General features: G+C 30.8%; 14 protein-coding genes and 1 tRNA gene. 9 read left to right on the forward strand and 6 right to left on the reverse strand.

Annotated features, from left to right (window positions below; all coding sequences use genetic code 11):
* Position 1 precedes the first annotated feature (1 nt).
* The 9 genes from AWN65_RS04020 to AWN65_RS04060 all read left to right on the forward strand — a co-directional run bounded on the left by AWN65_RS04020 (position 2) and on the right by AWN65_RS04060 (position 12,845).
* Positions 2–2,503, forward strand: coding sequence for a DNA translocase FtsK (locus tag AWN65_RS04020; protein WP_060381983.1), 2,502 nt, complete (start codon positions 2–4; stop codon positions 2,501–2,503).
* Positions 2,504–2,510: 7 nt separating this feature from the next.
* The gene (locus AWN65_RS04025) at positions 2,511–3,149 is read left to right on the forward strand and encodes a LolA family protein (RefSeq protein WP_235588343.1); all 639 of its coding nucleotides are present in this window, start codon (positions 2,511–2,513) and stop codon (positions 3,147–3,149) included.
* An 8-nt stretch (positions 3,150–3,157) separates the two neighbouring features.
* Positions 3,158–4,618: an LptF/LptG family permease gene (locus tag AWN65_RS04030; protein WP_060381985.1), complete on the forward strand. Its 1,461-nt coding sequence runs from the start codon at positions 3,158–3,160 to the stop codon at positions 4,616–4,618.
* Entirely contained in the window at positions 4,599–5,732 is a 1,134-nt protein-coding gene (gene ribB / locus AWN65_RS04035; RefSeq protein ID WP_060381986.1) for a 3,4-dihydroxy-2-butanone-4-phosphate synthase, read from the forward strand. The genes AWN65_RS04030 and ribB overlap by 20 nt, the downstream gene beginning before the upstream one ends.
* Positions 5,733–5,858: 126 nt before the next feature.
* A tRNA-Ser gene (locus tag AWN65_RS04040) sits at positions 5,859–5,943 on the forward strand.
* Between the two features lie 211 nt (positions 5,944–6,154).
* Positions 6,155–7,702 (forward strand): type I restriction-modification system subunit M, encoded by a 1,548-nt coding sequence (locus tag AWN65_RS04045; RefSeq protein ID WP_060381987.1) that lies wholly within the window; start codon positions 6,155–6,157, stop codon positions 7,700–7,702.
* Positions 7,699–8,889, forward strand: a complete 1,191-nt coding sequence (locus tag AWN65_RS04050; protein ID WP_060381988.1) for a restriction endonuclease subunit S — start codon at positions 7,699–7,701, stop codon at positions 8,887–8,889. Before AWN65_RS04045 ends, AWN65_RS04050 begins: the two co-directional genes overlap by 4 nt.
* A gap of 88 nt (positions 8,890–8,977) precedes the next feature.
* Positions 8,978–9,739 (forward strand): transposase, encoded by a 762-nt coding sequence (locus AWN65_RS14745; RefSeq protein ID WP_060381989.1) that lies wholly within the window; start codon positions 8,978–8,980, stop codon positions 9,737–9,739.
* Between the two features lies 1 nt (position 9,740).
* Entirely contained in the window at positions 9,741–12,845 is a 3,105-nt protein-coding gene (locus AWN65_RS04060; RefSeq protein WP_060381990.1) for a type I restriction endonuclease subunit R, read from the forward strand.
* A gap of 223 nt (positions 12,846–13,068) precedes the next feature.
* On the opposite strand, the gene uvrA is transcribed toward AWN65_RS04060, so the two are convergent.
* From uvrA to AWN65_RS04090, 6 genes are all read right to left on the reverse strand, one after another.
* The gene (gene uvrA / locus AWN65_RS04065; protein WP_060381991.1) at positions 13,069–15,876 is read right to left on the reverse strand and encodes an excinuclease ABC subunit UvrA; all 2,808 of its coding nucleotides are present in this window, start codon (positions 15,874–15,876) and stop codon (positions 13,069–13,071) included.
* 890 nt (positions 15,877–16,766) lie between these two features.
* Positions 16,767–17,408, reverse strand: coding sequence for a hypothetical protein (locus AWN65_RS04070; RefSeq protein WP_060381992.1), 642 nt, complete (start codon positions 17,406–17,408; stop codon positions 16,767–16,769).
* Positions 17,409–17,462: 54 nt separating this feature from the next.
* Complete coding sequence (locus tag AWN65_RS04075; protein ID WP_060381993.1) at positions 17,463–18,485, reverse strand: ATP-grasp domain-containing protein; 1,023 nt, start codon at positions 18,483–18,485, stop codon at positions 17,463–17,465.
* Positions 18,485–19,195 (reverse strand): NRDE family protein, encoded by a 711-nt coding sequence (locus AWN65_RS04080; protein WP_060381994.1) that lies wholly within the window; start codon positions 19,193–19,195, stop codon positions 18,485–18,487. The genes AWN65_RS04075 and AWN65_RS04080 overlap by 1 nt, the downstream gene beginning before the upstream one ends.
* Positions 19,183–19,671, reverse strand: coding sequence for a hypothetical protein (locus tag AWN65_RS04085; RefSeq protein WP_060381995.1), 489 nt, complete (start codon positions 19,669–19,671; stop codon positions 19,183–19,185). The genes AWN65_RS04080 and AWN65_RS04085 overlap by 13 nt, the downstream gene beginning before the upstream one ends.
* 734 nt (positions 19,672–20,405) lie before the next feature.
* A complete protein-coding gene (locus AWN65_RS04090; protein WP_060381996.1) occupies positions 20,406–21,425 on the reverse strand; it encodes a YncE family protein in 1,020 nt (339 codons plus the stop codon).
* Positions 21,426–21,427: the final 2 nt, after the last annotated feature.

Raw genomic sequence — 21,427 nt, forward strand, 5'->3', positions numbered from 1 at the left:
AATGGCTAAATCAAAAAAGAAAGAAAACACATCTGCCGAAGTAGAATCTGAAATTATACAAAGACGATTTTCATTAAATCGTCAGCAAAAAATTACATTTGGAATTTTACTGATACTATTCTCTATAGCGTTGGCAATTTCCTTTGTTTCTTATTTTGTCAATGGCAAATTAGATCAAAGCGAAATACATGAATTTAGTAATAGAGAATCACAGGTTCAAAATTGGTTAGGTAAATTCGGCGTATTTTTAGCTAATTCCTTTGTTTACCAAGGATTTGGCGTTGCGGCATTTTTGTTCGTTCGTTTGTTGTTTTTAACAGGTTCTTATTTGGTTCTAGATTTAGCTGTTTCTAAATTAAAAAAAACATGGTTTTGGGATATTTTTGTAATAATAATTCTGTCTATTCTTTTTGGTTTTTTTAGTACCTCTCTTCCAGAATTAGGCGGAGTAATTGGATTTGAAATGAATTCTTTTTTACAAGATTATTTAGGGAAAGCAGGTACTTTACTTACATTACTTTTTGGAATTTTTATTTACCTTATCTTTAAAATAAAAATATCGCCTGAGAAAATAAAAGCCGCTTTTGAAAAAACAAAATCAGAATTAAAAGAAGATTTTAAAAACCCGTTGTCTAAAGAAAGTACAACAGCTTATAATTTAGAAGAGTTTGTTGTTCATGAGGACGAAATACAACCCGTTTTAAAGAATAAAAACGTTTTTACAGACCCCATAAAACCTATAGAAGAAGAATATGAGGATGAAGATTTAGAAGGGATAATACTAAAAACCATTCCTTCTCAGCAAGAAATTAATGATGATTTTTTGAAGCCCATTAAAGGGAACTCTTCAGAATTAACCTTAGATGTTAATCCTATTATAAAACCCTTAATTGAGTCAGAATCTACCTCAGATGAATTAGTAATTCAAAAAATAGAAGAAGAAGATATTATAGAAGAAAATTTAGCAGAGCGTTTAGTAGCTCATTTTGGTGAATTTGATCCAACTCTAGATCTTTCTAATTATAAATTTCCAACAATAGATTTGTTAAAAGAATACGGTTCCGGAGGCATAACAATTAATCAGGAAGAATTAGAAGAAAATAAAAATCGTATTGTAGAAACACTTCGAAACTATAAAATAGACATAGCTCAGATAAAAGCTACTGTCGGTCCTTCTGTAACTTTATATGAAATAGTACCAGAAGCAGGAGTTCGTATTTCTAAAATAAAAAGTTTAGAAGATGATATAGCACTTTCCTTAGCAGCATTAGGTATTCGTATTATAGCCCCAATGCCAGGTAAAGGAACTATAGGTATTGAGGTACCTAATAAAAACCCAACGTTAGTTCCTATGAAAGGGGTAATAGCCTCAGCGAAATTTCAAGAAGCAGAAATGGAGTTGCCAATAGCTTTAGGGAAAACAATTTCAAATGAAACATTTGTGGTTGATTTAGCTAAAATGCCTCACTTGTTAATGGCGGGAGCAACAGGACAAGGTAAATCAGTTGGTTTAAATGCTGTACTTACTTCATTGTTATACAAAAAACATCCAGCCGAAGTCAAGTTTGTTCTAGTAGATCCTAAAAAAGTTGAACTAACTCTTTTTAATAAGATAGAAAGGCATTATTTGGCAAAATTACCTGATACAGAAGATGCTATTATAACAGATAATTCAAAGGTAATTACTACACTAAATTCATTGTGTGTAGAAATGGATAATCGCTACTCTTTATTAAAAGATGCGATGGTTCGTAATATAAAAGAATACAACGAAAAGTTTAAACAACGTAAGTTAAATCCTGAACAAGGACATAGATTTTTACCTTATATTGTTCTTGTAGTTGATGAGTTTGCGGACTTAATTATGACGGCTGGTAAAGAAGTTGAAACGCCCATTGCTCGTTTAGCGCAATTAGCTCGAGCAATTGGTATTCATTTAATAATAGCTACGCAACGTCCTTCAGTAAATGTAATTACAGGTATTATTAAAGCCAATTTCCCTGCTCGTATTGCTTTTAGAGTAACTTCTAAAATAGACTCTAGAACCATTTTAGATCAACAAGGAGCTGATCAGCTAATAGGTAGAGGAGATTTATTATACACAAATGGAAATGATTTAGTGCGTGTACAATGTGCTTTTGTTGATACTCCAGAAGTAGAAAAAATAACAGAGTATATTGGCGCTCAAAAAGCCTATCCAAACGCTTATTTGCTCCCTGAGTTTATTGGTGAAGAAGGAAGTGGGTCAAGTCTTGATATAGATATTTCAGAACGAGATTCTCTCTTTAGAGATGCTGCCGAGGTAATCGTTACAGCTCAACAAGGTTCAGCTTCTTTAATTCAACGAAAACTAAAGTTAGGTTATAACCGTGCAGGCCGATTAATAGATCAGTTAGAAGCAGCAGGTATTGTAGGGCCTTTTGAAGGTAGCAAAGCTCGTACCGTAAATATACCTGATTTAGTGGCTCTAGAACATTTTTTAAATAATGAGAAAAACAATTAAAAATAAAATGAAAAAAATAATTGCATTACTATTAGTCTTAACATCTTTTACTTTTCAAGCTCAAAATGAAGCAAAAGCAAAAGCTTTGTTAGATAAAGTAGCAGCAAAAGTTAAGTCTTTTAAAACGATTAGAGTAGATTTTAAATATAATTTACAAAATACAAAGGAAGGAATTAATCAAGATAATAAAGGGAGTGTTGCTTTATCAGGTAATAAGTATCTTTTAAATTTTCTTGGTGTTACAAAAATATGCGATGGAACCAAGGTATATACTATATCAAAAGAAGACGAAGAAATCTCAATTGCAAAAGTTGGAAATGAGGAAGAAGCAGATACACCCGCTAAAATGTTAACCTTTTTTAATAAAGGGTTTAAATACAATTGGGATATCAGTCAGACAATTAAAGGTAAAAAAATTCAATATATAAAACTAATACCAATAGGATCGAAAGATGATCGTAAACAAATTTTAGTAGGAGTGGATCTGTCTACACAATTAATTTACAATACGATTACATTAAATAAAAACGGTACTAAAGTAACCTTACTAGTTGATTCTCTAAAAACGAATGAAACTTTACCCAAAAACTATTTTACTTTTGTAAAATCAAAATACCCAAATTATTACATCAATAACCTGGATTAATTTTGCTAATGAAAATCCTAGACCGATATTTACTCAAATCTTTCTTGATTACATTTACATCAGTATTTGTAATCTTATTTTTTATATTTATTCTACAAACAGTTTGGTTATTTATATCTGAATTAGCAGGAAAAGACCTTGATTTTTTTATGATTATCAAGTTTTTAATTTTTGCAACCCCTAAATTAATGCCAATGGTCATTCCCTTGACGGTACTACTGGCTTCCATTATGACATTTGGAGATTTAGCAGAACATTATGAATTTGCTGCAATGAAATCAGCAGGTGTTTCTTTCTTTAGAAGCTTAAGAATCTTACTAGTGTTTATTTTAGGTTTGAGTATCCTAGCTTTCTTTTTTGCCAATAATATTATACCTTATTCTGAATATAAATTTACTAATTTTAGAAGAAATTTAGCACAGGTTAAACCTGCGCTGGCTATAGCAGAAGGACAGTTTTGTGATATAGGAGAATTTAATATAAAAGTTGAAAAAAAGACAGGAGAAAAAGGAGAAAAATTAAAAGGAGTTACCATACATAAAAAATCAAACACAGGAGAAGGAGCAAAAACAGTAATAAAATCAAAAGAAGGTCTTTTGTTATCTTCAGAGACAAGTGATTTGTTACAGTTAGTACTAAAAGAAGGATATTACTATGAGGATATTAGTCCCGTTAATTACGAACAGCGTCAAAAATTACCTTTTGTAAAAGTTTTTTTCAATAAATATACAATCAACATTGATTTATCCAAATTAAATACAAGCGCAGCATTAAAAGATGAGTTAAAACATTCAGATGCAATGCTCAAAATTAACGATCTAAAATATACTGCAGACTCCTTAAAAGCTAATTACAATAAAGAACTCATTGCACTTGCCGATAATACTTATCAACGTCTTGGAGTTACTAGTAATTATAATGTAGATACAGTAAAGATTAAGAATACAAAAAAAATTGATTTGTTAAGTATTGTTAAGGAAAAAACATCTAAAATTAATGTTTTAAACGTAGCAGAAAGCGACTTAATAAGTTCTAAAAGTAATTTAGAAATGTATGAGTTTGCCATGCTAGCCAAGGAAAAAGAAATTAACGGATACCTGAACGCTATTTTTGAAAAATTTACTTTTAGTTACGCTTGTATACTCATGTTTTTTATAGGTGCACCCTTAGGAGCTATTATCCGAAAAGGAGGATTAGGATTGCCAATTGTATTTGCCATGCTCATCTTTATTTCGTTTCATTTTATGAATACATTTAGTAAAAAAATGGCGCAAGAATCTCAAATTCCTGTTTTTTTAGGAGCTTCCTTGGCATCTATACTATTAACTCCTTTGGCAATTTATTTAACTAGGAAAGCAATAAATGATAATGGTGATGTTAATTTTGACTTCATTACAGAGCCATTTAAGAATATATACACAAAACTAACACAACTCAAAAAAAACAAAAATGGAAACACAAACCATTAAATTAAATACCATTGAAGAAGCAATAGAAGATATCCGTCAAGGAAAAGTAATAATTGTAGTTGATGATGAGGATAGAGAAAATGAAGGTGATTTTTTAGCTGCTGCTGAAAAAATAACACCAGAAATGGTAAATTTTATGGCTACGTATGGTAGAGGGCTTATTTGCGCACCACTTACAGAAACACGTTGTAAAGAACTAGGATTAAATCCAATGGTAACGAATAATACGGATCACATGGAAACAGCTTTTACGGTTTCTGTTGATTTAAAAGGACATGGTGTTACTACAGGAATATCAGCTTCAGATAGAGCTAAAACAATTCAAGCATTAGTTAATCCTGATACAAAACCTTTTGATTTAGCACGTCCAGGACATATTTTTCCTTTAATAGCAAAAAAAGGAGGCGTTTTGCGTCGTACAGGACATACAGAAGCAGCTATAGATTTTGCTCGTTTGGCTGGTTTAAAACCAGCTGGAGTTATTGTAGAAATCATGAATGAAGATGGGACAATGGCTAGATTGCCCCAATTAGTTGAAGTTGCTCAAAAATTTAATTTAAAATTGGTTTCTATAGAGGACTTAGTAGCCTATAGAATGCAACATGATAGTCTAATTGTAAAAAAAGAAGATTTTGATATACAAACTCGATTTGGTGTTTTTCGCTTAAGAGCCTATGAGCAAATAACAAACAAACAAATTCATATTGCTCTAACAAAAGGAAACTGGAATTCAGGTGAAGCTGTTTTAACAAGGATTAATTCATCTCAAGTAAATAATGACTTACTAGGGACCTTAACCAATAATGTTGATAAACAATTAGACGATATGTTTAAAGTTATTAACGAACAAGGAAAAGGAGCCGTTATTTTTATTAATCAGGATATACAAACGATAAGCCTTTTAAATCGTATTACAGAATTAAAGGAATTACAACAACAAGGTGAAATGAAAGCCCCTAAAATAGTAATAGATAGTAAAGATTATGGGATAGGAGCTCAAATTCTTCATGATATAGATATTACAAAAATTCGTTTAGTTTCTAACACAGAAGTAGGAAAACGCGTAGGAATGATAGGTTACGGATTAGAAATTGTAGAATATGTAAAATACTAATTATTTGATATTAAAAACTTTATAAAACGAAATTGTTTTTTTAAAAAAATCGTTTTAAAATACTTGTAAAACTAAAAAACATTTGTATATTTGCACTCGCATTACAAAAGTAGTGCATAATATACTGGAGAAATGGCAGAGTGGTCGAATGCGGCAGTCTTGAAAACTGTTGACTGTAACAGGTCCGGGGGTTCGAATCCCTCTTTCTCCGCAGCTTTAAAACCCTAACCCTTGTAAATAAAGGAGTTAGGGTTTTTTGTTTAATAAATATTCCTAACTTTTGTTCTTGATCAAAAAAAATCACTATAAAGTGTGATTTTTTTGTTATTTCAAAACACTATATTTGGAGATTATCTAATTAACTTTAACAAATAAAATTCTTTCTAAAAATTTAGTGCATTTAGAATTTACAACTTAAAATGATGACAAGCACCATTCAAAAACAAGAATTACAAAATAAAATATGGAAAATCGCTAACGAGGTACGTGGTGCCGTAGATGGTTGGGATTTCAAACAATTCGTTCTAGGCGCATTATTCTATCGCTTCATTAGTGAAAACTTCAAAAATTATATAGAAGCTGGTGATGATAGCATTAACTACGCCAACTTATCGGACAGCATTATTACGCCCGAAATTAAAGACGATGCCATTAAAACCAAAGGATATTTTATTTATCCAAGTCAGCTTTTTGAAAATATGGCTAAAACAGCCAATACGAACACCAATCTGAACACCGACTTAAAAGCGATTTTCGATGCTATTGAAAGTTCAGCAAATGGCTATCCTTCAGAACAAGATATCAAAGGTTTGTTTGCCGATTTTGATACCACAAGTACCCGTTTAGGAAATACGGTTGAAAGTAAAAATGATCGGTTGGCTAAGGTTCTAAAAGGAGTTGAAGAATTAAACTTTGGTAATTTCGAAGACAATCAAATTGACCTTTTTGGTGACGCTTATGAGTTTTTAATAGGTAATTATGCTGCCAATGCAGGTAAATCGGGAGGTGAATTTTTTACCCCACAAACGGTATCGAAACTGATTGCACAATTAGCCATGCACAAGCAAACCACGGTGAATAAAATTTATGACCCAGCTGCCGGTTCAGGCTCTTTATTATTGCAAGCTAAAAAACACTTTGATAGTCATATTATAGAAGAAGGATTCTTCGGGCAGGAAATCAATCATACGACTTACAACCTAGCGCGTATGAATATGTTTTTGCATAACATCAACTACGATAAGTTCAACATTGCTTTAGGGAATACCTTGTTAGACCCCCATTTTTTAGATGACAAACCGTTTGATGCCATTGTATCTAATCCACCGTACTCAGTAAATTGGATTGGTTCTGACGACCCTACCTTGATTAACGACGACCGTTTTGCGCCAGCAGGCGTATTGGCACCAAAATCAAAAGCCGATTTTGCCTTTGTCTTGCATTGCTTAAGTTATTTATCAGGTAAAGGACGAGCGGCTTTGGTTTGTTTCCCTGGTATCTTTTACCGTGGCGGTGCCGAACAAAAAATTAGAAAATATTTAGTAGATAACAATTTTGTTGAATCTGTAATTGCTTTAGCACCCAACCTTTTTTATGGTACTTCTATAGCCGTAAATATTTTGGTACTCTCTAAAAGCAAAACTGAAACCAAAACCCAATTTATAGATGCTACGGGCGAAAATTTCTTTAAAAAAGTAACCAACAATAATGAGCTGACTAACGAACATATTGATAAAATTATGGATATGTTTGATAGCAAAGAAGAAGTACCTCATATAGCAACTACCATCGACAATGCTAAAATTGCCGATAACGACTATAACTTATCTGTGAGTTCGTATGTGGAAGCTAAAGATAATCGTGAGAAAATAGATATTAAGGAACTCAACCAACAAGTTGCCAAAACCGTAGTAAAAATAAACCAACTTCGTGCCGATATTGATAACATCATTAAAGAGATTGAAGCATGAGTTTCTTAGATAAATTATTAGACCTGTCTGCCGAACAGGCAGGAGGTGTGGAAGTGGAATGGAAATCTTTAGGAGAAATTTGTGAGATTAAGACAGGGAAAGGTATAACTAAAAATGATAGTTCAGATTCTGCTCCATATCCAATTATAAGTGGAGGAAAAGAGCCAATGGGCTACTTTGAGAAATTTAATAGAGTTGAAAATACTGTTACAATTTCACGTGTTGGAGCTAACGCAGGTTATGTTAGTTATTTAGAAAGTAAATTCTACTTAAATGACAAATGTTTTTCAGTTCTACCTCTTGAGGAGTACAAGACTAAAATTGATAGTAAATTTTTATTTTATATCCTTAAAGCAAAAGAGAAGAGTATTACGGAATTGCAAAGCGAAGGAGGAGTGCCAACAATCAATACAACTAAGGTCGGTGGTATTCAAATCCCCATCCCATCACTCGAAATTCAACAAAAAATAGTTGGAATTCTTGATACCTTCACCGAACTTACAGCAGAACTTACAGCAGAACTTACAGCAGAACTTACAGCACGTAAACAGCAGTATAGTTATTATCGTGAGCAGTTGTTGCGTTTTGATGATAGTGTAGAATGGAAAACGATGGGAGATGTTATTTTACCAACTTCAAATATTCGCTGGAGAGATACAAATAAATCTTATCGATATATTGATTTGACGTCTGTTTGTCGCGAGAAAAATACGATTATCGAAACAACCGAAATCAACACTAATAATGCACCAAGTAGAGCTCAAAAGTTGATTTTAAAAAATGATGTTATTTTTGCTACTACTAGACCAACTCAACAGCGCCTTTGTTTGATTACAGAAGAATATTCAGGTGAAATAGCAAGTACTGGATATTGCATTTTAAGAGCTGACACAAATCATATTCTCTCAAAATGGATTTATTATTGGATTACTTCTAGTGAGTTCAAAAAATATGTTGAGGAGAATCAAAGTGGTTCTGCTTATCCTGCTATTTCAGATACTAAGGTAAAAGAATTTAAAATCCCTGTTCCATCAATTGAAGAACAAGAGCGCATCGTTTCCATATTAGATAAATTTGACGTGCTTACCACTTCCATAAGCGAAGGTTTACCAAAAGAGATAGAATTGAGACAAAAACAATATGAATATTATAGAAATCAGTTATTATCGTTTTCAGCATCACGATAGGGGCGAATTGCAATTCGCCCCGACAATTCGCCCCGACAATTTGCCCCGACAATTTGCCCCGACGACGATAAAAAATAAAATAAAATAAATGAAATACAATCCAAATATTCATCATCGTCAATCTATCCGATTAAAAGGATACGATTATTCGCAGGCAGGATTGTATTTTATAACTCTTTGCTGTGAGGATAGAGCCCCTCTATTTGGGCACATTGAAAATGGCAAAATGATTTTAAATTCATTTGGAGAAATTGCCTTGACAGAATGGTATCATACAGAGCAGGTACGTGATAATTGCGTGATTCATGAATCTGTAGTAATGCCCAATCACATGCACGGCATTATAGAAATTACCCAAAAAAAAGGAACAGAAGATGAAATTGGAAAATTTCAATCGCCATCCCAAACTATCGGCTCAATAATTAGAGGCTATAAAATAGCCACCATAAAAAAGATTAAGGATTTAATATTAGAAAATAATAAAGATATTATTAGCACGGGCGAATTGAATTCCGCCCCAAATAAAGGCGAATTGAATTCCGCTTCAAATATAGGCGAATTGGATTTCGCCCCAAATAAAGGCGAATTGGATTTCGCCTCAAATAAAGGCGAATTGGATTTCGCCTCAAATAAAGGCGAATTGGATTTCGCCCTGAGTACGGGCGAATTGCAATTCGCCCCAACCGCCCCAACCGCCCCAACCGCGGAAATAATTAAATCTTTAGATTTTAAAATCTGGCAACGCAATTATTGGGAACACATCATCCGTAACGAAAACGCTTACCATCGAATTTCTAATTATATTATAAACAACCCACAAAAATGGGAAAACGATAAACTAAAAAAATAAAATGTCAAACTACAAAACCATCGCCGAATCCAACAATTTTATTGTTTTAGATAAATATACTAAACATTCCGCATTTAACGATTCACCGTCTACGTATCAAACCGAAGCCGCTTTGGAAAAGGAATTTATCCAAGATTTAATCAATCAAGGATATGAAAATGCTTTCGATATTAAATCAATAGAATCCATGTTAGCTAATGTACGGGTACAACTACAGGCATTAAACAACATGGAGTTCACCAATAGCGAATGGGCACGTTTTGTAGAAGAATATTTAGACAAACCAAGCGATAACTTAGTAGATAAAACAAGAAAAATACACGATAATTATATTCACGATTTTGTATTTGATAGTGGTCGTATTCAAAACATCTATTTAGTAGATAAAAAGAATATTACCCGTAATAAAGTGCAGGTCATTTCTCAATTTGAACAAAAAGGAACCCACGCCAACCGTTACGATGTTACCATATTAGTAAATGGGTTGCCTTTGGTACAAGTGGAACTTAAAAAACGTGGAGTGGCTATACGTGAAGCCTTCAATCAGGTACACCGTTATTCAAAAGAGAGTTTCAATACTACCAATTCCCTTTTTAAATACTTACAACTATTTGTTATTTCTAACGGTACCTATACCCGATATTTTGCCAACACTACGAAACGCAATAAAAACAGTTTCGACTTTACTATGGAATGGGCAAAAGCCGATAATACCTTAATTAAAGACTTAAAAGATTTTACGGCTACCTTCTTTCAAAAAAATACGCTTTTACATGTATTGTTAACCTATTCGGTTTTTGATACAAGTGATACCTTGTTAGTTATGCGTCCTTACCAAATAGCAGCTACCGAAAGAATGTTATGGAAAATAGAAAGTTCTTTTAACGCTAAAAATTGGTCTAATGTAGAGAGCGGTGGGTACATTTGGCATACCACAGGTTCAGGAAAAACCCTAACCAGTTTTAAAGCCGCACGTTTAGCTACCCAACTGGATTTTATAGACAAAGTATTCTTTGTGGTCGATCGAAAAGATTTAGATTTTCAAACCATGAAAGAATACCAACGCTTTTCGCCTGATAGTGTAAATGGCTCTGATAGTACGGCTGGTTTAAAACGCAACTTAGAGAAAGATGATAATAAGATTATTGTTACCACCATTCAAAAGTTAAATAACTTGATGAAAACTGAAAGTGATTTGGCTATTTATCAAAAGCAAGTGGTGTTTATTTTTGATGAAGCACATCGCTCACAATTTGGCGAAGCACAAAAAAACCTAAATAAAAAGTTTAAAAAATTCTACCAATTTGGTTTTACAGGAACGCCTATTTTTCCGCAAAACGCTTTAGGTGCAGAAACTACGGCAAGTGTTTTTGGTCGTGAGTTACATTCCTATGTGATTACAGATGCCATTAGAGATGAAAAAGTACTAAAGTTCAAAGTAGATTATAATAATGTCCGCCCGCAATTTAAAAATATCGAAGCAGAACAAGACGAAAAAAAATTAACCGCTGCCGAAAACAATACCGCTTTACTGCACCCGAAGCGTATTAAAGAAATTTCGCAATACATTTTACAAAATTTCAGACAAAAAACACACAGAACAAAAGGAGGCAACGCTGGGTTTAACGCAATGTTTGCCGTAAGTAGTGTGGATGCGGCTAAATGTTATTACGAGGAATTAAATAACCTACAAAAAGACAGCGAAAAACCGCTTAAAATAGCAACCATTTTTTCTTTTGCAGCAAACGAAGAGCAAAATTCCATCGGAGAGATTTTAGATGAAACATTTGAGCCAACTGCATTAGATTTGAGTGCAAAAGAGTTTTTAACAAAAGCCATCAACGATTATAATGCAATGTTTAAAATGAATTTTAACATTGAAAGTGGATTCCAAGAATATTATCGTGACCTAGCAAAACGCGTAAAAAGTAAAGAAATCGACTTGATTATTGTAGTCGGAATGTTTCTTACCGGTTTTGATGCGCCAACCTTGAATACCTTGTTTGTAGATAAGAATTTACGTTATCATGGGTTAATGCAAGCCTTTTCACGAACGAATAGAATTTACGATGCAACCAAAACTTTTGGAAATATTGTAACGTTCCGAGATTTAGAACAAGCTACCATTGATGCTATTACTTTATTTGGAGATAAAAACACCAAAAATGTAGTGCTTGAAAAAAGCTATAAAGAATATTTAGAAGGTTTTACAGATATTGTTACAGGTAAAGCATGTAGAGGATTTAAGGATGTAGTGAATGAGTTAAATGAAAAGTTTCCAAATCCAGATGAAATAGTTACCGAAAAAGACAAAAAAGAGTTTGCAAAACTTTTCGGAGAATACTTACGTGTTGAGAATATTTTACAGAATTACGATGAATTTACTCATCTAAAAGCTTTACAGGATATTGATATAAATGATAGTGAAGCAATCGAAGCTTTTAAGGAAACTTACTTTGTATCTGATGAAGATATTGCCGTAATGCAAGAAATAAGTGTATTGCCAGAAAGAACCGTTCAGGATTATCGTTCCACCTATAATGACATTCGCGATTGGTTACGTCGTGAGAAAAACGGTAAGGAAGCGGAAGAATCAAAAATTGATTGGGATGATGTAGTATTTGAAATTGATTTATTAAAATCACAAGAAATTAACCTAGATTATATTCTGGAATTAATTTTTGAGCACAATAAAAAGTCCAAAGATAAAGCTGCGTTAATAGAAGAAGTTCGTCGAGTTATTCGTGCTAGTATTGGCAATAGAGCAAAAGAAAGTTTAGTAGTTGATTTTATTAACGAAACAGAATTAGACGCCATCGAAGAAAAAGCAAATATTATCGATTCATTCTTTAAATATGCACAACAAAAACAAAAGATAGAAGCAAAAGAGTTAATTGAAGAAGAGAATTTAAATGAAGAAGCCACAAAAAGATACATCACGGCATCATTAAAACGTGAATTTGCAAGTGAAAACGGCACAGAACTCAATGCCATTTTACCAAAAATGAGTCCTTTAAATCCTTTATACCTCACAAAAAAACAAATTGTATTTCAAAAAATAAGTGCATTTGTGGAGAAGTTTAAAGGGGTAGGTGGAAATTTATAAAGAAACTATCTTACCAAAGTGTGTAAGTTAATTAACTTTTAAATAAGAATGATACGTTTTTTTGCCTGTTCAATTCGTTCAAATCTCTTTTAGATGATAGAGGAGATTGAACGAAGTTAAACGGCGAGATTGTGTATTTTGATACACACTTTATAAAAACAAAACGAACCAATTAAATTTAAATCAAATTCTTGGTTTTTGACTTTACAAATAGCGTGCCAATTTATAATTTACTTTTTAGGTAATATCCTGTAATTGATTTTTTTTCTTTTGTTATTTGTTCAGGTGTACCAAAAGCTAGTAATTGTCCTCCATTTTCTCCACCTTCAGGACCTAAATCTATAATATAGTCAGCACATTTAATCATATCAAGATTGTGTTCGATAACTAAAATAGAATGTCCTTTTTCTATTAAGGCATCAAAAGATTTTAATAATTTTTTAATATCATGAAAATGAAGACCTGTTGTAGGTTCGTCAAAAATAAAAAGAGCTTTATCTTTTGTAGTTCCTTTAACTAAAAAAGAAGCAAGCTTAATTCGTTGTGCTTCGCCTCCAGATAGAGTGGAAGAAGATTGACCTAATTGTACATAACCTAGTCCAACATCTTGTAGAGGTTGTAGTTTTTGAATGATTTTATTTTGATTGTTTGTTTTAAAGAAAGCTAAGGCATCGTCTATAGTTAAGTTGAGGATGTCATCTATATTTTTACCTTCAAATTGTATTTCTAAAATTTCTTTTTTAAAACGTTTTCCGTTACAAGTTTCACAAGGTAATGAAACATCTGCCATGAAAACCATTTCGACATTGATTGTTCCTTCTCCTTTGCAACTTTCACATCTACCTCCATCTACATTAAAAGAAAAATGTTTAGGTTGGTATCCTCTTAGTTTTGAAACTTTTTCTTTAGCAAATAAATCACGAATATCATCGTATGCTTTTATATATGTAACGGGATTGGATCGAGAACTACGACCTATAGGGTTTTGGTCTACATATTCTACATGTTTAATATGAGAATAGTTGCCAGATATTTCGGTAAATTGACCTGGTTTTTCGCTTACACTTTCCAATTGTTTTTGTAGGGCGGGATATAGTATTTTTTTTACTAATGTGCTTTTACCGGATCCTGATACACCTGTAATGATGGTTAGTACATCTAGAGGAATAGTGACATCAATATTTTGTAAATTGTTTTCTCTAGCTCCAATAATATCTATATGATTTTTAAATTTTCTTCTTTTTTTAGGAACGTCTATAGTGCGTTTTCCATTTAAATATTGGGAAGTAAGAGAGTTAGATTTTAGTATTTCTTCATACGTGCCTTGTGCTACTAAGTTTCCTCCGTAGGTACCTGCTTCGGGACCAATATCTATGATCATATCAGCTGATTTCATAATATCCTCATCATGTTCTACTACTATTACGGTATTGCCTAAATCGCGTAATGATTCTAGTACTTTATTTAGTTTTTCAGTGTCTTTAGGATGTAATCCTATACTAGGTTCATCTAGTATATACATAGAACCTACTAAACTGCTTCCTAGTGATGTAGCTAAGTTGATACGTTGTGATTCGCCGCCTGAAAGAGTAGCAGAATTTCTATTTAAAGTCAGATAATCTAGACCTACATTTTCTAAGAAAGCTAATCTATTATTGATTTCTATAAGTAATCGTTTGGCTACTTTTGCATCGTATTCTGATAATGTTAGGTCGTTAAAAAAAGGGATTAATTTACGGATGGGCAAATCTACAAGTTCTGGTAATGTCTTGTGATTAATTTTTACATAACTAGCCTCAGGTCTTAATCGTTTTCCTTTGCATATTGAACATTTTGTTTTGCCTCTATAGCGTGATAGCAAAACACGATTTTGAATTTTATAGTTTTTTTCTTCTAATTCTTTAAAAAAAGAAGTAAGTCCTTCAAAGTATTGATTCCCTTCCCAAATTAACTGTTTTTGTGATTCTTCTAGCTGAAAATAGGGTTTATGAATAGGGAAATCAAATTTATGCGAATTATTTACTAATTGATCGCGGTACCAACTCATGCTTTCGCCTTTCCATGGTGCTATGCAGTTTTCATACACAGATAATGCCGTATTAGGGATTACGAGATCTTGATCTATTCCTATTATATTTCCATATCCTTCGCAGGTAGGACAGGCCCCATAAGGATTGTTGAAGCTAAATAGATGAACGTTAGGTTCTAAAAAAGAAAGACCATCTAATTCAAAATTAGCACTAAAAATTATTTTTTCAGTAGTATTAAGCTCTTGTAAATAACAAAATCCTTTGCCTTCATAAAAAGCTGTTTGAATAGCATCGGCTAACCGATTGTAAAAATCTTCTTCGTGTTTTACAACTAAACGATCTATAATTAATAAAATTTCCTTGTCTTTATAAATATCTTTTGAGTGTAATTCTTGGGAATCAGTAAATTCATCTAGACGAATGGTTTCATTATTAATTAATATTCTACTGAAACCTTGTTGTAAGAGAATTTTTAATTTGTTTTCTAATGTTCTTCCTTTTTCTAAATGTATTGGAGATAAAAGTAAGTAGCGTTTTCCTTCTTCTAGTTTTTGGACGTGTTCTATTACATCAGTTACTGTGTGTTTTTTGACTTCTAAACCAGAAATAGGAGAGTAGGTTTTACCTATTCGAGCAAATAGTAGTTTTAGGTAATCATAAATTTCGGTAGAAGTACCTACTGTAGATCTTGCGTTTGTAGTATTTACTTTTTGTTCTATTGCTACAGCTGGTGCAATTCCTTTAATATAATCAACTTTTGGTTTGTCAAGCCTACCTAAAAATTGTCGTGCATAACTAGAAAGACTTTCTACATATCTGCGTTGACCTTCTGCATATAATGTATCAAATGCTAAACTTGATTTTCCAGAGCCTGATAATCCTGTGATAACAATTAGTTTATTTCTGGGAATTGCAACATCTAAATTTTTTAGATTATGAATCTGTGCTCCTTTTATAAGTATATTTTTTTTGGGGTCTAGAGTATGAATATCTTGTATCATTTTAAGCAAAACCAATTTTTACAAAGGTAAAGAAATATAATTTCAAAATAAGAGCTATAGATTTTCATTTTACAGACTTTTTAAAATAATATGTAGAGTTTTATGGGTTTTATATTTTTTAACGAAATAATTAAAATTTTAAATTAAATAAACCCTTTTATATAATTGAAAAATAAATATTTAAAATAGATAAAGAAAAATTTAAATTAACTGATTTAAATGATAATAAAGAAAGTATTATACCATTTAAACTTTGAAACTTCCTCATAATACTATTTTTTTAACCTTAAGACTGTCCAAAAAGTTCGCAATCTTTCATTTCGACCAAAGGGAGAAATCACATAACGCTGATTATGAGATTCCTCCTTATATAGGAGTGACAAACTGCATGCTGATTTAGACACTATCCTACAAAAGCAATAAAAATTAGTGTTGGTTCTCGATGTGCTTCGCGCTCAAACTAACGATGATTTCAATTATATACTCAACCCTTTGTTCGAGTTGTTTTAAAAATGAAAAAAACAGATAAAGAATTTTACTTTTTAATCCATTATATTTTAAGTTTAAATGGTATTATATACTGTAATATTGTGTAAAATATGCCTACTAATAAAAATTGTTTATTAAACAAATTATGATTTAATTTATTAATTTAATTAATATGTTATAAAATAGATTATATCAATTCTATACGTTTTTTATCTTTACCTTTAAAATTAATAGTTTATAGATTACTTCTTGGATATAAGTAAATAATTGGAGGGTGTCTGAAAAATTAAAACTTTCAACGTTTAGTCTATTATTTTGACTATAAGAGAAATCATATTATCAGATAACATAAATATTAAAAAGAAGAATGTAATAATATATAATACTTGTATAAGGAATGTTTAGTTTTTAGAAATGTACCTGTTTTTTATTAGGATAAAACTCTGCCAAATGGCTAAAGAAATAAAAAAAACAGAGATGTATTTTTGAAGTGGTAATTGAATATAGTTTGTAGTTTTATCTAAAAAAATAATTAAGCTAAGCATACCAGTATAAGTTCCTACTACAGCTCCAAAAGTGTATAAAAGAAGTCCGTTTTGTGAAGGAATTATATATTTTTCGTTTAGGATATATACATTCCAACTCAACCAAAATGGAATTTGGGAAAAGTTAAGACCACTAAATAGCATCCCTGTACAAAGAGGATGTTCTAGTATTTGTTTTAAAATAAAAACTTGATTGTTTGTTTTTTCTAAATCAACGGGTTGTTTAGCTAAATAGGAGAGAAGTAATAAGAAAAGTATACTGAATAAAGAAATTTTTGTTTTTAATTTAGGATTTAAATTAATTCTAGAAATACCTTTAGCTGTAAAATAAATTATAAAACTTTCTATAAGCACTACACCTAGTAAATAAACTAGGGTAGAAAACAGGTTGCTTTTTTTATAATAATGTAAACCTATTATGTTTAAATAACCAAGTGGTATAGAACCTATAAAGCTAATAGTAAAACCTACTACTATATTTTTTATTTTTAAATTCAATAGTATAAAATTTATTCTGTCTTAAGTTATATTTATAATTTTTTTAAATTATGATTAAATTTGAGTAAGCTTATAAAAATGTTCTTGATGCTTACGATATTCATTCATGCCTTCTTTATGGTTAAGATAAGGAACTCCTTTTATATGATTTTGTTGACTAATTTTAAACATATAACGAACGTGTCGAGCTATTTCTTTCCAAGCAAAGAAGATAGAATGATTAGGATCGTAAATATGGGTAGGTTCACTTGCAGAGCCGTTTAATTCTACAATCATAAAATTTTTTCCATTTTCTAACTCTTCCCAAGTATTATACATTAAGTCCATGCGACCATAATAAAAACCATTTATTTGTTGACACATATTGTCGATTACTTGTGTTAGTCTTTCGGAAATTTTGTAGCTGATATCAACAAATTTTGTTCCTCTAGAATGATTACCAAAAGGGACAAGATTATAGGTTTTTCCTTTGGGTAAAATAGTATGAATTTTTGAGCCTAATTCTTTTCGTAAGACATTTAGCTGTAATTCATAACGCGGATTTAGTTTGATGAGGTTTTCAATAGTGTTTTTTCCGTCGCCTGTTATAATCATAAACTCTTTTGATACGATTCCTGTAATACGACCTTGTTTTTCGTTCGGAAAACGAACATAAAAGATCCCAATTTCGTTAGAAAAAGGAATTAATTCTTGAAGGAGGTAATTAAAATTAACATTTTTATGGTATTTTTTTAAATCTTCCAAAGAATAAATTCGTCTTACAGCACTTCCTCGTAAACCAATGTCAGGTTTTGCAATAAAAGGAAAAACAAGCGAATGTGTTGAAACCTGTTCAATAGAATCTTTGTAATTTATTAAATATGTTTTAGGATAGTACTGCTGTGGGATTAAATGATATATATCATTCTTACTTTCATTAAAAAAACCTCCATTTTTAATGGTTGGATTTACGGTATTAAAGAAGAATAAAGTACGAGAACGGATAGCATAATAGATCCATAAAAAATAAATAGGTATATAAAGAATCTGAAAGGGCCAATATTCCCAATGTGTTAGTTTATGTATGAAAAGTTTCATTATAACATTAAAAAAGAGTTCTCGTAAATTTCTTCAGTAATCAAATCTTTGTAATTAAAAATCATTTTATTTTGATTTATAATCGTTTGAGTAATACTTTGTGTAATGAAAGTATCATTTCGGTTAATGACCAATCCATTTTCTTTATCATCTGAATTTGTATGTTGATGAAAATAGGCTATATCTTTAGCATAAATTATATCCTTATTTTGGATAAATGTGTTAAATAATGATTCTCTTTCTTTTCTTATAAGATTAGAATACAGTGTAGAAGAAGACCATATATATTTTCCTTGAGGATTTAATTTTAAAGTATTTTTTGCAGTACCATCCCAACGTAGTTGATAGAGTTGTTTATGAGTATAAACAATTAATGTAAAAGGTTCTATATCAGTTAGGTTTATTTCTAACCATTTATTTATACAATGACCGCTATCAAAAATTTCAAGCAAAATTAAACCCCTACTTTTTCGGTAATTTTCTTTAGGAATGTGTTTTTCAGATGCACCATTTAGTAAAACAATTATATTTCCCTTATCATCTAATACATACCAAGTGCCACCTGCTTTTGAGTCTTTTGGGAAAAACATTTTTTTTTGCTGACCCATATAAGATTTTGGAACTAATGCTTTAGGGCGACCCATTTTTTCATCTCTATTAGAAGTAATGATGATCGTGTTATTGCTAAAAACGTAACTTACTGTGCACATATTTTTCGAAATTCAATAGTAGATGGAGCAATACCAAATGTTTCTGAAATTTGTATATAATTAAAATTTAATAAAGCAACTTTTATTAGAGCTTGATGATGAATACAATGTTCTAAATTATAAAGCACTTCTCTAAAATAATTCGTTTCTATAAAAGTTGGAATACCAGAAATAAAATGCTCTATTATCAATTTTTTATTTTCTTTTTCTATTTCATTAATAATTAAATCAATAGCTGAAATAGCACACTTTTTTACAGTTTGTATACTAACATCTCGTTCTCTAGTATCATAATTAATTATATTATTATCATATCCTTTTAAAAGAGCTTGATATAATTCAATAATATGTCGAATATGTTCCCCTATTGTAGCGTTACTTAAAGAAGAAATAGGAATAATAAAATCACAATCATTTAATTGTATCATAATTTCTTTTAGCTCAATAAGCCTATTTTTAACTGAAGTAAAATTCATAAAAACGTCTTTTTAAATTGATTAAAGTCTTTTTTGAAATCTATTTTATATAAAATAGAGAAGTAAACATTTATTGTAAAAGAAATATAATTTAGGCTAGTAATAAATTTATAAAATGCTATTCAAAATAGTATAATTGGTAAAATTAATTTTATATCTTAAAGGAATAAATGTTCTTAGAGAATAGTAGAGAAAGGAATAATAATTAGTCATAATTTTTATTATAGCAAGAATTTTTATTACTACATTACTATAAAATCTTGTTTTTGATAGACTAAATTAAATGATTGAATAATATAAGGGATTTTTAAAAATATTCCTTTCTCCACTAAAGATATATTACATTGAAAATTTTATTTAAATAGATACTTGATCGTATTTATTATACCATTTAAACTTTGAAATTTCCACATAATACTATTTTTTTACCTTTGAGACTGTCCAAAAAGTTCGCAATCTTGTCAACCAAAGGGAGAAATCACATAATGTTGATTATAAGACTCCTCCTCACGTCGGAGTGACAAACCGCATGTTGATTTAGACACTACCCTACAAAAGCAATAAAAATTAGTGTTGGTTCTCGATGTGCTTCGCGCTCGAACTAACGATGATTTCAATTATATACTCAACCGTCTGTTCGAGTTATTTCTAAAATAAAAAAAACGTATCGAGAACTTTATTTTTTAATCCAGTATATTTTAAGTTTAAATGGTATTATTAAAATAATAAAAAAATTATTTATTTCTTATATAATAGGTTAGACCAAATGGATTATTTTCAACGGTTATATCTTGCTCATAAACTAATTTGTTCTGATTTATTTTATATACAGATACAGTTGTACTATTTGAACCTGAATGAGTGGCAAAAATTTTATTCCCATCTTTATTTAAAACTAAATTATGAGGTAAAGGTTTACTAGTTGAAATAGGATCATAATTTTGAACTAAATCATTTGTCTTAATAGAATACATTTGTCCACCCGTAATGTTGGTAACAAAAATATTTTCTAAGTTAGGACTAGGATATAGACCATGAGCACCAGGATATGACTTTTGTGAAATAATTTGTAAATTTTCTCCATTTATATTATATATTTCACCAGATTGACAAGGAACAATTAACCTATTATTATTTGATAAGTGAAATAAATGAGGATCTTTACCAACATTTACTTCTTTTAACTTTTCATAGTTACTAGTAGAATATAAATATACCTTGTCAGGCATTTGCTGATCAGAATTAAAAACAGATATATAAGCCTTTGTTCCGTCTTTTGTTAAAAAAACATCATGAGGTTTCATATCTACATTTATAGTTTTACTAACGGAATTAGTATTCAGATCAATAACAGAAATCGTGTTGTCTATATCATTATTAACCCAAAGTTGTTTCCCTAGTCCATCAGCCCACATGTGAAAAACCCCATTGCCAACGTTTATTGAACTTTCTAATTTTTGTGTACTAGGATTAATAATATGAACCTGTTTGTTTTTTCGATCTCCAACATATAGTTTATCCTTTGAAGGAACAAAAACAAGATACATGGGCTCTGAATTGGCAATTTTTAATGTATTGGTTACAGCATTTGTGTTAGCATTCAAAAAACTTACAGATGAAGAATTTTTGTTTGCAACGACAACCGTTTCTTCATATAAATTTTGGTTATGATCATCATTATTCTTATCACAAGATAAAATTATAAAACTTGCAAAAAATGCCTTTAATGTTAGAATTAAAAATTTGTTTTTCATAA

Source organism: Flavobacterium covae (assembly GCF_001534645.1).
Taxonomy (GTDB): Bacteria; Bacteroidota; Bacteroidia; order Flavobacteriales; family Flavobacteriaceae; genus Flavobacterium; species Flavobacterium covae.